Genomic DNA, 15,320 nt, shown 5'->3' on the forward strand with positions numbered 1-15,320 from the left:
CCAGGGGCATCGGCCGATCGGGAGCAGAAGCGCTCATGAGTTCGGATCAAACGGGTTCTGCCGATCATCCGGCGATTGATTCGAGCGGCCTGACCAAATGGTTCGGGGAAGGGGACGTACGAATGAAGGCTGTCGATCAGGTCTCACTGGTCGCACAGTTCGGTGAAATGGTGTTCATCGTCGGCCCGTCAGGGAGCGGCAAGACCACCCTGCTGAGCATGATCTCCGGCATTCTGCGGCCGGATGCCGGTACGGTGAAGATCAATGGCAATGACATCTGGAGCCTGAGCACCGATCAGTTGGCGGAATTACGCCTCAATAACATCGGTTTCGTGTTTCAGGACTACCATCTTTTTGCACGGCTGACCGCTGCCGAGAACGTCGCGATTCCCTTGATCCTCAAGCACTGTGATTGGGACAAGGCCATAACGCAGGCGAAGCAGAGCCTGGAAGTGGTCGGCCTCAAGGATCGCGGCGACATTCTGCCGGTCAAGCTGTCCGGCGGCGAACAACAGCGGGTGGCGATCGCCCGGGCGATCATCGGCGGCCCGCAGCTATTGATTCTCGACGAGCCCACCGCGTCCCTCGACGGTGACACCGGGAAGATGATCATTGCCTTCGTGAAGTCGAATATTCTCAACCAGCAGCGTTGCATTCTGATCGTCACTCACGACGCGCGGATCAATGAGTACGCCGACCGCATCATTCACATGGAAGATGGCCGCATCAGCGAACCTGACCGGACCTCGTCATGAAGAACCGGGTGCTGTTTGTGCTGGCAGTCATCGGTGTATTGGCCGGGGTGACCGCCGCCTACCTGCTCGGACGCACGCCCCGTCCATTGCCGCCAGCCTTCGCCCCGGCGAGCAGCACTTATGACACCGCGATTTATGCGAACGGGATTATCGAAAGCGAGCAGCCCGGCGGTTCCAACATCGTGATTTACCCGCAGGTTTCCGGGCCGATCACTCAAGTGCTGGTGCAAGAAGGGCAGGCTGTCACCCGCGGTACGCCCCTGGTGACCATCGATGACGCCGTGCCCAGGGCAAACTTCGAATTGGCGCAAGCCAGTCTGAAAACCGCTCAGGACCAATACACCAAGCGCCTGGCGTCCTACGGGATTGATCCCAAGTCCATCAGCAAGGACACGCTGGACACCGCAAAAGATACCGCGGCCCAGGCACAGGCAGCGCTCAAGGCCGCGAATGCCACGCTTGCACAATATGCGATCAAGGCCCCGGTGGATGGCGTGGTCCTGGCCATCAATACCACCGTGGGCAGCTATGTGTCACCGCAGGGTGCCTATGATCCGTATATCCAGCAATTCAGCCCGTTGCTGGTGATGAGCGCTGAACAGACTTATCTGGCGGTACGTTGCTACGTGGACGAGATCCTGATTGCCCGCTTGCCGACGCCCGAACATATCCGTGCACAGATGTTGATCCATGGCTCGGATATCAAGGTGCCGCTGGAGTTCGTTCGCGTGCAGCCGTATGTGTCGCCGAAAATCCAGTTGTCCAATCAGCGTCAGGAGAAAGTCGACCTCAGGGTGTTGCCGGTGGTTTTCCGGTTCGAGAAAAAAGACCTCCCGATGGTGTATCCGGGGCAGTTGGTGGATGTCTTCATAGGGCAGAAATGATGTGCCAGTTCCGCGTCCATCGACCTCTGCGATTGCATGCCCGGGTGCTCCCCGCGATTATGTTGATGGCAATGAGCGCTTGCACCGTAGGCCCGGACTTTTCGCGTCCGCCAACGCCGTCGCAGAGCGGTTACACCGGCAATCCGGCGACGACGACCGTGGCGGCGCAGGGTCAGGCGCAGCATTTTTTGCCGGGGGCTGAAGTGGTGCCTGACTGGTGGCGGTTGTTCAAGTCCGGCTCTCTGGATGCAGTGGTTCGCCAGGCGACGGCCAACAACCAGACCTTGCAGGCTGCCGAGGCTAGCCTGCGGCAAAGCCAGGACACGCTCATGGCCGGTCATGGGGTTTTCTATCCGCACCTGGATCTTCACGCCGGCGCGACCCGCGAACGCAATGCTCCGCTCCAGCAAGGGCTGTCGACGGGAGGGACGATCTTCAACGTCGTGACCCTGAGTGGCACGATCAGCTACACCCTCGATGTGTTTGGCGGACAGCGTCGAACGGTGGAAGGCCTGCAAGCCGAGGTCGACCATCAAGCCTGGCTGACCCATGCGGCTTACCTCACCCTGACCGCCAATGTCGTGAATACCGCCATCGCCCGTGCCGGCTATGTCGCGCAATGGCGCGCCACCGAGCAGTTGATTGCGCTGCAAAAACAACAGCTTCAGACCACCGAGGTCCAGGTGCGCAGCGGTACGGCGCCTTATTCGGCGGTGCTCAGTTTGCGCAGCCTGATTGCCAGCAATGAGGCCTTGTTGCCGGCGCTGGAGCAGAAAATCAGTCAGGCCGAGCATTTGCTGGCCACCCTCGAAGGTGTAGCACCCACCGATGTCAGCCTTCCTGACATCGAGCTGACCGGTCTTTCGCTGCCCACCGATTTGCCGGTCAGCCTGCCTTCGAGGTTGGTCCGGCAGCGGCCGGATATCTTGTCCGCAGAGGCACAGCTGCACCGGGCCAGTGCCAACATCGGGGTGGCCACGGCGGCGATGTTTCCCAGTTTCAATCTGACCGGGACCTACGGTACGGCCGGGTCGAACCTGGGGTCATTATTTGCGAGTGGTGGGCGGTTCTGGAGTGTTGGCCCCTCCATCGATGTCCCGCTGTTCCAGGGCGGTAGCCTGTGGTTTGGCCGAAAAGCGGCGATCGATGCCTATCAGCAGGCGGCAGCGAATTATCGGCAAACCGTGCTCGAGTCTTTCGCACAAGTGGCCGATGCCCTCAAGGCCCTGGAGTTCGATGCACAGGCCCTGCAAAAACAGACCGAGGCACAGGCTACCGCTGAAGAGGCGCTGCGTTTGCTGCAAGCCAACTACCGATCGGGCCTGGTGACCTATCTGGATCTGCTGGCGGCCGATGTGCAGTTGCATCAGGTCAACATCGCTTATCTGCAAGCACTCGCCCAGCGTCATCAGGACACCGTCGGGTTGTTCGTCGCGCTGGGCGGCGGCTGGTGGAACACTCCGCCCCCTGCGGGCAGCAGGCAGACACCATGAAATACTCGGGCATCCTGCGGATCGGCTTCAAGCTGCTGGTCAATGACAAGGCCAAGTTTTCGGCACTGCTGGTAGGGATTACTTTCTCGGTGTTCCTGATGTTGCAGATGACCGCACTGTTTGCCGGCATCCTCAATCGCGCCCACTCGACGGTGACCAATATCGGCGCTGCGATGTGGATCATGGACCCGGCCGTGAACACACCGACCATTGTCATTCCTCTGCCCGACTATTTGCTCGATGCCGTACGCAGCATGGAGCAGGTGCGCTACGCGGTGCCTGTATTCATTGGCGGCGCCCAGGTCAGGTTGGCCAGTGGCACCTATCAGGCGGTCAGTGTGATAGGTCTCGACGACACCAGCCTGTTCGGTCGCCCTGAGCTTGAAGAGGGTTCTATCGAGGACATTTACGCGGAAAACGCATTCATCATGGTCCACGACGCCGAATTTTCGAAACTGGAGAATCCACGGATTGGCACCTCCTTCGAGCTCAATGACCACCGCGGCACCATCGTCGCCATCGCCAAGGTACTGACCAGTGGATTGACCGGCATACCGACGCTCTACACCACCTACCGGCGAGCCATCGAATACATCCCGACCACTCGTTTCACAGTGTCTTACATTCTGCTGGAACCCAGAAACAAGGCCGCAGAGGCCGGGATCAAACAGCAGGTTGCGCAGTTGGGCTATGTCGCCTTGACCCGGGGAGAGTTCAACCAGCGGATTACCGATTTCTACATCTATCAGACCGGGGTCGGCACCAACATACTGACGATGACGGTGATCAGTTTCCTGGTCGGGTTATCCATCTCCGGTCAGACGTTCTACACCTTCATTCTGGAAAACCTCGACAAGTTCGCAGCCCTCAAGGCCATTGGCGCCAAGGGCCGCGAGCTGATCTACATGATCCTCTTCATGGCAACGTTCACCTGCTTGACGGGGTACGGACTGGGGGTCGGGCTGGTCACGTTGATGATCTTCACGGTGCGCACCTATCTGCCCAATTACGCAGCGATGATTACGTTCTGGAACCTGGGGCTGGCGTTTGGCCTGGTGCTGTTGATCGCCGGGGTTTCCAGTTATGTGGGCATACGCAAGGTGCTGAAAATCGAGCCATTCGACATTTTCAGAGGCTGAGCCTCGATAAGACGGAGCCAGCCCGGCTGCTGTTGATAAATATCAAGTGCCGGGTGACGTAAAGGGGGATCAATAGCGTACCCATCAGTGTTCAAGGAGACGGGCATGCGAATGACATTTCTCGGTGCGGCTGGCACGGTAACGGGCAGCAAGTACCTGCTGGAACACAACGACAAACATGTGTTGATCGATTGCGGCCTGTTCCAGGGCTACAAACAACTGCGCCTGCACAACTGGGACCCTTTCCACCTGCCGGTCCGGGATCTGGAAGCCATCGTTCTGACCCATGCTCATATCGATCACAGCGGCTACCTGCCGGTGTTGGTGCGCAACGGTTATCGCGGCCCGGTCTATGCCACGGCGGCGACTTGTGAGCTGGTCAAGATACTGCTGCTCGACAGTGGCCGCCTGCAGGAAGAGGAGGCTGAATACGCCAACCGCCATGGCTTCTCCAAACATGATCCGGCCTTGCCGCTGTACACCGAACAGGACGCGCACAGGGCCCTGAAGCTGTTGCGGCCAGTGGAGTTGCACCATGAGGTCGACATTGCTCCGGGGATCAGCATTCAATTGCGCTGTGCCGGACACATCCTTGGAGCGGCCACCGTGGAAGTGCGTGCAGAAGGCATTAGCCTGGTGTTTTCCGGGGACTTGGGGCGGCCGAATGATCCGTTGATGTTCACCCCGGAAACCATCGAACAGGCCGACTATTTGCTGGTGGAGTCGACCTACGGCGACCGTCAGCACCCCGCCGAGCCCCCGGAGGAGCAACTGGCCGACGTTATCAACCGCACGGCATTGCGCCACGGCATTACTTTGGTGCCCTCATTTGCGGTCGGGCGTGCGCAATTGCTGATGTATCACCTCTATCGCCTGAAACAGAAGAAGGCGATCCCCGACCTGCCGATCTACCTCAACAGCCCCATGGCCACCGATGTCACTCGCTTGTACCAGCGTTTTCGCAGTGAGCACCGGCTGTCGCTGGAGGAATGCGAAGGCATGTGCCATGCCGCGCATTTCGTGCGTTCGGTCAAAGACTCCATGGACCTTGACCAACAGCGCACCCCCGCGGTGATCATCGCTGCCAGCGGCATGGCCACCGGCGGGCGGGTGCTTCACCACCTCAAGGCGCTGGCACCCAACCCGCTCAATACGCTGCTGGTTCCCGGTTTCCAGGCCGGGGGAACTCGCGGTGCGCAGATCATCGCCGGTGCGCCTTCGGTGCGGATTCATGGCAAGGACGTGCCGATTCGAGCCGAAGTGGTGCCCATGGGGACCTTGTCCGCGCATGCCGACGGGGATGAAATCATGCAGTGGCTGAGGGGCTTCAAGCGGCCACCGAAACACACCTACGTCGTGCACGGAGAACCCAATGCATCGGATGTGCTGCGCCGGCGCATCAGCCTGGAGCTGGGGTGGTCGGTCTCGGTGCCTGAGTACCGTGACTGCGTTGAGTTGACCGGCGTTCCGGTCCCGGCCTGAAATCCTGATGACCGAAAGTCCCTTGCCGGTGTGGCGGCGAGGGGCCTTTGGCCAACAGCTTTCGCTGGGTGACGGGAGTTCTGGGTGCGCAATCCCTGTTGCCTGTTTTTCTGACCGTTGTCATCAACCGGTTTTTCTTTACTCGTCACGTGTCCAGCTGACGCTCAACTGATATTGGTCATCATCGTAATGGTAATTCGCGTGGCCTTTGAAAGCGCCTGTCAGCGCATGACCCAGGCGGTTGGCGAGATGGATGCCGGTGGTGGTCACGACCAGAGCACCCTCGGAGTCGGTCAGCTTGATGAGGCGCTCAAGGGCATGATCGGCTTTTTCCTGCCGCTCGGTGTTTTCGATCAGATTGACGATTTCTTTTCGATGCTTGAGCAAGAAGCTGCCGGACAGCGTTAGCGTGCCCGCCGGCCTGTTGTCATCGATGCGCCGACAGGCCGGGCAGGTCACCGTTTCGGCATCAGCGATCACCGTGTTTTCAGGCTGCTTCCAGGTCCAGTTACCGGCCTGATAAATTGCATCGCACTTCGAACAGATGGCCGAGCCTGCGACTCGCTGCAATAAGTAGGGGTCATGGGCAGGTGTCTTGAACAGTTGGTTTTTTTGACTGAGCTGATATTTGTCCATGACCTGTTCCTCGCAAATGAGAAGGATAAAAACTGCGCCCCCAGCTCTGTTTTCAGATCGATTTTTACCGATAGTGCCCGCTGACAGAACCGTGGAATTCACGGGTTCATTTGGCCGCGGCTGGTTGTTGTACAGGTTGATTTTTGTCAACTCGAGGTCAATGGCTGATGGTCAGTCATCTGGACCAGGTGCGCTGCATGCGCCCGCATACAGGCACCTGTGAAGGCCCCGCGACGTCGTGACTTTGTTGATAAAAATCAACGTCGCGTGAGCCATTTCAGGGAAGCTGCAAGTACCTGCCTGTTGCAGGATGACTCGGGAGAACAACCTGATGGCTCACAGTAAAATTCTGTTTCGTGCCGCCGCTCGCGAGAAAATCCTCTGCGGTGCCACCCAGCTGGCGGATGCGGTTCGGGTGACCCTTGGGCCCAAATCGAAATCGGTGTTGATTCAGAACAAGTGGGGTAATCCGACGGTCTGCAACGACGGCGTGACGATTGCCAAGCGAATCGACCTGCAAGACCCCGAGGAGGGTCTGGGTGCCCAGATGCTGCGTCAGGCGGCGGAACGTACCGGCGATGCGGTAGGGGACGGGACCAGCACGGCAACGGTGCTGGCCCATGCCATCCTGGCTGACGGCATACGCAACGTCGTCGCTGGTGCCAGCGCGATTGATTTGAAGCGTGGCCTGGATCGCGGGCTATTGCTGGTCGTGCAATCGCTGGCAGCCCAATCGCGCCCGGTCAGTACCCCCAAGGAAAAGGCCCAGGTGGCCACGCTTTCGGCGCATAACGATGCCGTTATCGGCCAGCTGGTTGCAGATGCTCTGGAAAAAGTCGGCGTTGAAGGCGTGGTCAGTGTCGAGGAGTCCAAGACCACTGAGACCGTGGTCGAGGTGATGGAGGGGATGCGTTTTGACCGTGGTTATGTCTCGCCGTATTTCGTAACCGATACTGAGAAGATGCAGGTCGAACTCGATGATGCCTACCTGCTGCTCTGTGACCATAAGATCGGCGCGCTCAAAGACCTGCTGCCACTGCTTGAGTTGATCGCCAAAAGTGGCCAGCCACTGGTGCTGATCGCCGACGACATAGAGGGCGAGGCGCTGACCACGCTGGTCGTCAACCAGATCCGTGGCGTATTGCGCGCGGTGGCGATCAAGGCCCCCGGCTTCGGTGATCGACGCAAGGAAATGCTCCAGGACATTGCCGTCCTGACCGGGGCAACGGTGGTCTCCAATGAGCTGGGCATCAGTCTTGAACAGGTGGACTTGAGCCAGTTGGGACGAGCGCATCGCGTGGTGGTGCAAAAAGACAGCACGGCGTTGATCGGTGGCGCCGGTCAACGTGAGGCGATTGAGGCGCGCCTGCAACAGATCCGCGTGCAAATGGACGCGACTACCAGCGATTACGACCGTGAAAAACTCCAGGAACGACTGGCCAGGTTGTCTGGCGGCGTTGCGGTGATCCGGGTCGGGGCGCCGTCGGAGGCCGAGATGAAGGCCCGCAAGGACGCGCTGGATGATGCCATTTCGGCGACTCGGGCGGCGATTGCCGAGGGCATCGTTCCGGGGGGCGGGCTGGCATTGCTCAAGGCGGTACCGATTATCGCGGCCGAGGAGGCCGGCTATGAAGGCGATGCCAAAACCGGTTTGCAGATACTTCGCCGAGCGCTCGAAGCGCCGGCCCGGGTGATCGCGGAAAACTCGGCGGTGGATGCCGGCGTGGTCGTTGCCCGTATGCTGGCGGAACCGGGGAATATTGGTTTCGACGCGTCAGCCAATGTCTATGTGGACATGTATGAAGCCGGCATCATCGATCCGACCAAGGTGGTGCGTATCGCGCTGGAAAACGCCGTTTCAGTCGCCAGTATCCTGCTGCTGACCGAGGCGACCATGACCGATATCCCGGAAAAGGAAACGCCTGCCCAGCCCCCGTTTCCTGAATGACCCGCACCGCGCTGCGGCGGTGCGCGGTGACTTGATATAAATCAAGATCAAGCAGGCTTGTGGGGAGGACGCTGAGTCAACGCTGGTGATTTGATCCAGCGAGGACGCAATGGCTGACCACCAGCAAGGGGCAGCGGCAGGCGTCGAAGTCCAACCTGTCTGGAGTTCAGATCATGAGCCAGTATCAACGGTTATTACTGATCATCAACCCGGCCCAGCGCCATTCCCCTGCGATACACCATGCCGCTGCCCTGGCCAAGGCCAGCGGGGCGAGCCTGCATATTGCCGCGTTAGTACCATCGCTGGACATCCTGTCACTGCTTGAAGAAGGCGTGCGGGAAAAAGCTCGGCAGAGTTACCTCCAGGACCATAGCGATTGGCTCAAGGATCAGGCGGAAAAGATGCGCGGCAGGGGCATCGAGGTGACCACCGAGGTGGCATGGGCCGACGACATGCAGCAGGCGATCCTTGATCACGTCAGCGAAATGCAGCCCAACCTGCTGATCAAGCAAGTGCAGCATGAGCCTGCGCTCAAACGTGCATTCTTCACCCCTCTGGACTGGCACTTGCTGCGCCACTGCCCGATACCGATGTATCTGGTGGGCGCAAGTGGTCATGCCTTGCCGCGCAAGGTGGTGGCAGCGGTTGACTCGTCGGATACCGCGTCTTCGAACAGTGAGCTGAATGACCGGATCATCCAGCAGGCCAACAGCCTGGCGCTGCAGTGCAATGCCGAATTGCACCTGCTGTATGCCTGTGACATTTCGGCGGCCTATCTCGGCGATATGGGCGGTGGCGGGTTGACGCTGGCAGACCTTACCCGGGAACTGCGCAGAGAACTGGAAAAGTCATTCCTGCGCTTGGCCGGTCGATTCGGTGTGCCCTCTGACCGTCGACATTTCATCATGGGGAGCCCGGTCTCGGCGTTGAGCGAGTTTGCCGATGAGCAACAGGTGGATGTGATCGTGATGGGCAGAGTCCAGTCCCACGGGCTGGACAAGCTTCTCGGCAGTACGACCGAACATATCCTGTATCAGGTGCCTTGCAGCGTTCTCGCGGTCTAGGGGCTGTTGGCGGTGGATTGACGGCCGGTTTGGCTGGGAGCCCAAGCCAAACCGGCAACCGGTTTTGTGGGCTGCGATTGAGCCAGCACCATGGGCGAGGGGCAGATGATGCATGCGTCGATCATCAGGAAAACGCTGACCGACTTGCCGGTAACACCGAACTGGCTCGATAGCGTGCAGGCCCGCGAGGGCTTTTCCTGGCAGGGGGAAGCCAGCGCTCTGGCCGGTTTGCCGGGGGGCGGATTGAACCTTGCGTATGAGGCCGTGGACCGGCATGCAGAAGGCAAGCATCGACGGCATACGGCGTTGCGAATTCTCGATCGCAATGGTGGACGCTGCGACATCAGCTACGCCCGGCTGAGTCTCCTCAGCAACCGATTCGCCAATGTGCTGAAAACACTCGGCGTGGTTCCCGGCGAACGACTATTTGTGCTGTGTGGCCGAGGACTGGAGCTGTACCTGGGCGTGCTCGGGGGGCTCAAGCTCGGTTGCGTGGTTTCGCCATTATTCTGCGCATTCGGTCCGGAGCCCATCGAAACCCGCCTGCGTCTTGGCGAAGGCAGTGTGCTGTTGACCAGCGAAACGCTCTACCGCCACAAGGTCGCGGCAATTCGTGAACGTCTGCCGGCACTCAAGCATGTGCTGTTGTATGACGAAGAGGGTGGGAATACGACGCCTGTGGAAGGCACGCTCAGTCTGCATCGACTGTTGGCCAATGCCACGGACCATTTCGAGATTGCTCATACGACGGCCGACAGCCCGGCACTTTTACACTTCACCAGCGGCACCACAGGCACCCCCAAAGGCGTGTTGCATGTCCACGGCGCAGTGCTCACTCACCGGGTCACCGGAAAATACGCGCTGGATCTGCACCCCGACGATATCTATTGGTGCAGTGCCGATCCGGGGTGGGTCACAGGGACGTCCTACGGCATCATCGCGCCGTTGTTGCTGGGCGTGACCAGTGTGGTGGAGGGCCGTGAATTCGATGCCGAACGCTGGTACCGGACTCTTGAAAAGCAACAGGTAACGGTCTGGTACACGGCACCGACGGCCATCCGTCTCTTGATGAAAGCGGGCGCCGAATTGGCACACAGCCATCGTTTCCCCTGTCTGCGGTTTATTGCCAGCGTCGGAGAGCCGCTTAACCCCGAGGCTGTGTGGTGGGGCCAGGAGGTGCTGGGGCTGCCGATCCACGACAATTGGTGGCAGACCGAAACCGGCGGCATCATGATTGCCAACACCGTCGCCATGACCATCAAGCCAGGCTCCATGGGCAAGCCGTTGCCCGGTGTCGAGGCGGCCGTCGTCGTGCGCGGCGCGGCGGGGGAGTTGGACTATCTGGGTGACAATGAGGTCGGTGAGCTGGCCCTGAAACAGCCGTGGCCTGCGATGTTCCGCACCTACCTGGGACAGGAGGAGCGTTATCGCCAGTGCTTTGTCGCAGGGTGGTACCTGAGCGGCGACCTCGTGCGTCGCGATGCCGATGGCTACTACTGGTTTATTGGTCGCAGCGACGATGTCATCAAGTCGGCCGGGCACCTGATCGGTCCGTTCGAGGTTGAAAGCTCGCTCATGGAACACCCGGCCGTGGCCGAGGCCGCGGTGATTGGCAAGCCCGATCCGTTGTTGGGCGAAACCGTGAAAGTCTTTGTCTCGCTCAAGAGCGGTTTCACTGCCAGCCAGGCCCTGCACGACGAGTTGCTCGGCCATGGACGCAAGCGCCTCGGGGCCGTGGTCGCGCCCAAGGAGCTGGAATTTGTGGAGGCCCTTCCGCATACCCGCAGCGGAAAACTCATGCGGCGACTGCTCAAGGCCCGGGAGCTGGGTTTGCCTGAAGGCGATACCTCAAGCCTGGAGAATCCGTCATGAGTCTCTCATCACTGCCCAAGGAGCTAGCCTTGGGCCTGCTCCGGGACATGCTGCGTATCCGCCGTCTTGAGGAGCGCGCCGGCGAGCTGTACGGCGAGGGCAAGATCCGTGGCTTCCTGCACCTTTACATCGGTGAAGAAGCGGTCGCCGTCGGCGCTCTGCATGCGCTTGCGGCCAACGATGCGCTGGTTGCGACGTATCGCGAACATGGGCATGCCCTGATCAAGGGTGTCCCGATGAAGACGATCATGGCCGAGATGTATGGTCGCCAGGAAGGCTGTTCGCGAGGACGCGGCGGTTCAATGCACCTGTTCGATGTCAGCACCCGCTTCTTCGGCGGCAATGCCATCGTCGCCGGTGGCTTGCCGCTCACGGTCGGCCTGGCGCTGGCCGAGCACATGCAGGGCGGATCGCGCCTCTCGACGTGCTTTTTTGGTGAAGGCGCGATGGCTGAAGGCGCGTTTCATGAGTCGATCAACCTCGCCGCCTTGTGGCAATTGCCCATGTTGTTTTGTTGTGAGAACAACCTCTATGCGATGGGCACGGCCCTGGCGCGTTCGCAGTCGCAAACCGACCTGTGCAGCAAAGCCTCGGCGTATAAAGTCGAGGCTCGATCCGTCGATGGCATGGACGTGATCGCGGTGTACGAGGCGACCTGTCTTGCGGTCGAGCACATCCGGGCGGGACGCGGGCCTTATTTTCTGGAGTTTCGCACCTATCGATTTCGTGCCCACTCGATGTTCGACCCGCAGCTGTATCGTGACAAGGCCGAGGTGGAGCAATGGAAGACCCGCGGACCGATTCATACCTACAGCGCCCGGCTCAAGGCCGAAGGGCTTTTGGACGAGGCCGGTTTTCAGGCGATCCTCGCCGAGGTGGACGCTGAAGTGGAGGCCGCCGTCGTTTTTGCCGACAGCGGGAGCCTGGAGCCGGTCGAGGATTTGTCCCGTGATGTCTACACCCCGGGGACGGCATCATGAGCCCGCGCACGACGTACCGCGAAGCGCTGCGCGAGGCACTGCGTGAAGCCTTGCAGCGCGACCCTCGAGTGTTTCTGATGGGTGAAGACGTCGGCCGTTACGGTGGCAGCTATGCCGTCTCCCTGGGGTTGCTGGAGGCGTTTGGCCCCGAGCGTATTCGCGATGCGCCGTTGTCCGAACTGGGCTTCGTGGGGGCCGGTATCGGCGCGGCGCTGGGTGGCATGCGGCCGATTGTAGAAATCATGACGGTGAACTTCAGTCTGCTCGCGCTCGATCCGCTGATGAACACGGCGGCAGCCTTGAGGCATATGTCCGGCGGACAATTCTCCGTCCCTCTGGTCGTGCGCATGGCGACGGGCGCGGGACGCCAGCTTGCCGCCCAGCATTCCCACAGCCTGGAAGGTTGGTACGCACACATTCCCGGACTGAAAATTCTCGCACCGGCGACCGTTGAAGACGCACGCGGCATGCTCTGGCCAGCATTGCTGGACCCTGATCCGGTGCTGATTTTCGAACATGCCCAGCTCTACAGCCTGGAAGGTGAAACGGGTGAGTGGCAGACCCTCGACATCAGCTCCGCCAAGGTCCGTCGTGCCGGCAAGGACCTGACCCTGATTGCTTACGGCGGCACACTTGGCAAGGCCCTGGCGGCGGCAGAACAACTGGCCGGGGAGGGCATCGATTGCGAAGTCATCGACCTGCGGGTACTGCGCCCTCTGGATGACCAGACCATCATGGCATCGGTCTGCAAAACCCGTCGGGCGCTGGTGGTCGATGAAGGCTGGCGCAGCGGCAGCCTGTCGGCCGAGATCATCACGCGGATCGTCGAGCAGGGCTTTTTCGAGCTGGATGCGCCGCCGTCACGCGTGTGCAGCGCCGAGGTGCCGATACCCTATCCCAGGCATCTGGAAGAGGCGGCGCTGCCACAGGTGTCGACGATTGTCGCGGCCGCTCGTGAGCTGTGTCAGGCGACATGAACAGGATGCCCGCAGCGTGTCGCACCGGTGGGCCAGTCCGGGAGTATCAAGCATGATCGAGTTCAATCTGCCGTCCCTGGGCGCCGATATGGACGAAGGCACGTTGCTGGAGTGGAAGATCCAGCCAGGCGATACGCTCAAGCCCGGTCAGGTGATTGCTGTAGTCGATACGGAAAAGGCGGCCATAGACGTGGAGTACTGGCATGACGGTACGGTCTTGCAACTGCTGCTCGAGGTTGGCGCCAAAGTCCCGGTAGGCACGCCTATGGCGCTGGTGCTGGAGCCGGGAGAGAGCCCGCAGAGCGTACGACGAACAGCGACGCCTGCGCCCGCGGTGATTGCAGGGCAAAACCTCGCCGCCAGCCGTCCGCGACTATCGCCGGTGGCCCGCCGGCGCGCCGCCGAATTGGGGTTGGACGTCAGTCAACTGAAGGGCCATGGCCCACGGGGTGTCATCACTCTGGAGGATGTCGAGACGGCCGGCCGCACGGTTGCAGAACCCGATCGCCAGCAGGCCATGCGTCACGCAATCGCCACGGCCATGAGTCGTTCAAAACGCGAGATTCCCCATTATTACCTGAGTGAAACGATTGCCCTGGGCAATGCCGTGGCCTGGCTACAGGCCCACAACGCGCAAAGCCCGTTGCAGGAACGCCTGTTGCCCAGCGTATTGCTGCTCAAGGCGGTGGCGTTGGCGCTGGGCAATTATCCGCAGCTCAACGGTTTCTGGCAGGACGGCGCCTTTGTGTCGGCGACCGCTACTGATCTGGGGGTGGCGATCACCTTGCGTCAGGGCGGTTTGGTCGCCCCGGTACTGCACGATGTCGCCAATACGCCATTGGCCCGCTTGATGAGTGACCTCGTCAGTCTGGTGGAGCGTGCTCGCAGTGGCTCTCTGCGCAGTTCCGAACTCAGCGGTGCAGGCCTGACGGTCACTCAACTCGGCGATCAGGGCGTCGACAGCGTGCTGGGCGTCGTTTACCCGCCGCAAGTGGCCCTGGTCGGTTTCGGTCGCATCTGTGAGCGACCGTGGGTGAAAGAGGGTCAACTGTGTGTCATGCCCACCGTGGTCAGCAGTTTGTCAGCCGATCATCGGGTCAGCGACGGTCACTATGGCGCGCGCTTTCTGGGAGAAGTCCGTCACTGGCTGCAATCGCCAGAGAACCTTTGAGGAGTGAACACATGAGCCCGGAAATGATCCGCAACGAGGTCTTGAGCGCTTTGAAAGGTATTGCTCCGGAAGTGGATATCGAGCAGTTACGCAATGACCGGCCGCTGCGCGAAGAGGTCGACCTGGACTCCATGGACTGGCTGCGGTTTATCGACGCCTTGAACAAGCGTGTCGGTATAGCCATTCCTGAAGCCGATTACCTGCAGGTGGATACTCTGGACAGGCTCATCAACTATCTGGTGCAAAAAGGGTAAACCCGGTGCCGAACACCCGCTGATCTCAGTCAGTCCATGAGCGACGGTGGTTGCGAGCCCAGTAGAGCAGCAGGGCAATCGCGCCGAGCATGCCGCCGATATGGGCAAAGTGAGCCACGTCGGCCTCAGTGCCGCTGACGCCGAGAAACAGTTCGATCAAGCCATAGGCGGTTGCGAACACCCATGCCGGCATCGGGATCGGCGGAAACAGCAGCATCACCCGACGTGTCGGAAACAGCATCGCGTAACTGACCAGCAGGCCGAAGACGCCGGCCGATGCGCCAATCGTCGGATGGCTATGAAGGCTCAGCAGCGCCACCACTACCTGCACGACGGCACCGCTCACGACGCTGGCGAGATACAGCGTCACCAGGCGCACGCGCCCGAGGGTCCGCTCGACATCGCGGCCGAACATGTAGAGGCCGAGCATGTTGAAGGCGAGGTGCGTCACGTTAGCGTGCAGCACGCTGTACGTCACCATCTGCCAGAGGTAAAACGGCGGCTGATCGGCGTCCGCGGGGGAAAGTGGCCAAAGCGCGAACTCGCTGACAATGCGGTTCGGGTCCGACATTTCCAGTAGAAATGCCGCGAAATTCAATACGATCAGTGCGATGGTCATGATGCCCTGCGACTCCGCTAGACCGGCTATCTCACCCTAGGGTCTG

Annotated in this window: 14 protein-coding genes; 12 read left to right on the top strand and 2 right to left on the bottom strand. The window is 60.5% G+C overall.

Annotated features, from left to right (window positions below):
- The first annotated feature begins 35 nt into the window (after positions 1–35).
- From AO353_RS19905 to AO353_RS19925, 5 genes are all read left to right on the top strand, one after another.
- Entirely contained in the window at positions 36–755 is a 720-nt protein-coding gene (locus AO353_RS19905; RefSeq protein WP_054596493.1) for an ABC transporter ATP-binding protein, read from the top strand.
- Entirely contained in the window at positions 752–1,639 is an 888-nt protein-coding gene (locus AO353_RS19910) for an efflux RND transporter periplasmic adaptor subunit (RefSeq protein ID WP_054596494.1), read from the top strand. The genes AO353_RS19905 and AO353_RS19910 overlap by 4 nt, the downstream gene beginning before the upstream one ends.
- A 65-nt stretch (positions 1,640–1,704) precedes the next feature.
- The gene (locus AO353_RS19915) at positions 1,705–3,132 is read left to right on the top strand and encodes an efflux transporter outer membrane subunit (RefSeq protein ID WP_237142905.1); all 1,428 of its coding nucleotides are present in this window, start codon (positions 1,705–1,707) and stop codon (positions 3,130–3,132) included.
- Positions 3,129–4,271: an ABC transporter permease gene (locus AO353_RS19920; protein ID WP_054596496.1), complete on the top strand. Its 1,143-nt coding sequence runs from the start codon at positions 3,129–3,131 to the stop codon at positions 4,269–4,271. The genes AO353_RS19915 and AO353_RS19920 overlap by 4 nt, the downstream gene beginning before the upstream one ends.
- A gap of 105 nt (positions 4,272–4,376) precedes the next feature.
- Positions 4,377–5,753: an MBL fold metallo-hydrolase RNA specificity domain-containing protein gene (locus AO353_RS19925; RefSeq protein ID WP_054596497.1), complete on the top strand. Its 1,377-nt coding sequence runs from the start codon at positions 4,377–4,379 to the stop codon at positions 5,751–5,753.
- 138 nt (positions 5,754–5,891) lie between these two features.
- Here the strand turns inward: AO353_RS19925 and AO353_RS19930 are convergent, their stop codons facing one another.
- Entirely contained in the window at positions 5,892–6,389 is a 498-nt protein-coding gene (locus AO353_RS19930; RefSeq protein WP_054596498.1) for a BCAM0308 family protein, read from the bottom strand.
- 331 nt (positions 6,390–6,720) lie between these two features.
- On the opposite strand from AO353_RS19930, the gene groL reads away from it, so the two are divergent.
- From groL to AO353_RS19965, 7 genes are all read left to right on the top strand, one after another.
- Positions 6,721–8,337 carry a chaperonin GroEL gene (groL, locus tag AO353_RS19935; protein WP_054596499.1) on the top strand — a complete coding sequence of 539 codons (1,617 nt, stop codon included), beginning with the start codon at positions 6,721–6,723 and terminating at the stop codon, positions 8,335–8,337.
- Between the two features lie 173 nt (positions 8,338–8,510).
- The gene (locus tag AO353_RS19940) at positions 8,511–9,401 is read left to right on the top strand and encodes a universal stress protein (RefSeq protein WP_054596500.1); all 891 of its coding nucleotides are present in this window, start codon (positions 8,511–8,513) and stop codon (positions 9,399–9,401) included.
- Positions 9,402–9,491: 90 nt separating this feature from the next.
- The gene (acsA, locus tag AO353_RS19945) at positions 9,492–11,273 is read left to right on the top strand and encodes an acetate--CoA ligase (RefSeq protein ID WP_237142906.1); all 1,782 of its coding nucleotides are present in this window, start codon (positions 9,492–9,494) and stop codon (positions 11,271–11,273) included.
- Positions 11,270–12,253, top strand: coding sequence for a pyruvate dehydrogenase (acetyl-transferring) E1 component subunit alpha (gene pdhA, locus AO353_RS19950; RefSeq protein ID WP_054596501.1), 984 nt, complete (start codon positions 11,270–11,272; stop codon positions 12,251–12,253). Before acsA ends, pdhA begins: the two co-directional genes overlap by 4 nt.
- Complete coding sequence (locus AO353_RS19955; protein ID WP_054596502.1) at positions 12,250–13,230, top strand: alpha-ketoacid dehydrogenase subunit beta; 981 nt, start codon at positions 12,250–12,252, stop codon at positions 13,228–13,230. The genes pdhA and AO353_RS19955 overlap by 4 nt, the downstream gene beginning before the upstream one ends.
- 52 nt (positions 13,231–13,282) lie before the next feature.
- Positions 13,283–14,401 carry a dihydrolipoamide acetyltransferase family protein gene (locus AO353_RS19960; protein WP_054596503.1) on the top strand — a complete coding sequence of 373 codons (1,119 nt, stop codon included), beginning with the start codon at positions 13,283–13,285 and terminating at the stop codon, positions 14,399–14,401.
- Positions 14,402–14,412: 11 nt separating this feature from the next.
- Positions 14,413–14,655 carry an acyl carrier protein gene (locus AO353_RS19965; protein WP_054596504.1) on the top strand — a complete coding sequence of 81 codons (243 nt, stop codon included), beginning with the start codon at positions 14,413–14,415 and terminating at the stop codon, positions 14,653–14,655.
- A 25-nt stretch (positions 14,656–14,680) separates the two neighbouring features.
- Here the strand turns inward: AO353_RS19965 and AO353_RS19970 are convergent, their stop codons facing one another.
- Positions 14,681–15,274, bottom strand: a complete 594-nt coding sequence (locus tag AO353_RS19970; protein WP_054596505.1) for a rhomboid family intramembrane serine protease — start codon at positions 15,272–15,274, stop codon at positions 14,681–14,683.
- Positions 15,275–15,320: the final 46 nt, after the last annotated feature.

This window comes from Pseudomonas fluorescens, from assembly GCF_001307155.1.
GTDB lineage: Bacteria > Pseudomonadota > Gammaproteobacteria > Pseudomonadales > Pseudomonadaceae > Aquipseudomonas > Aquipseudomonas helvetica.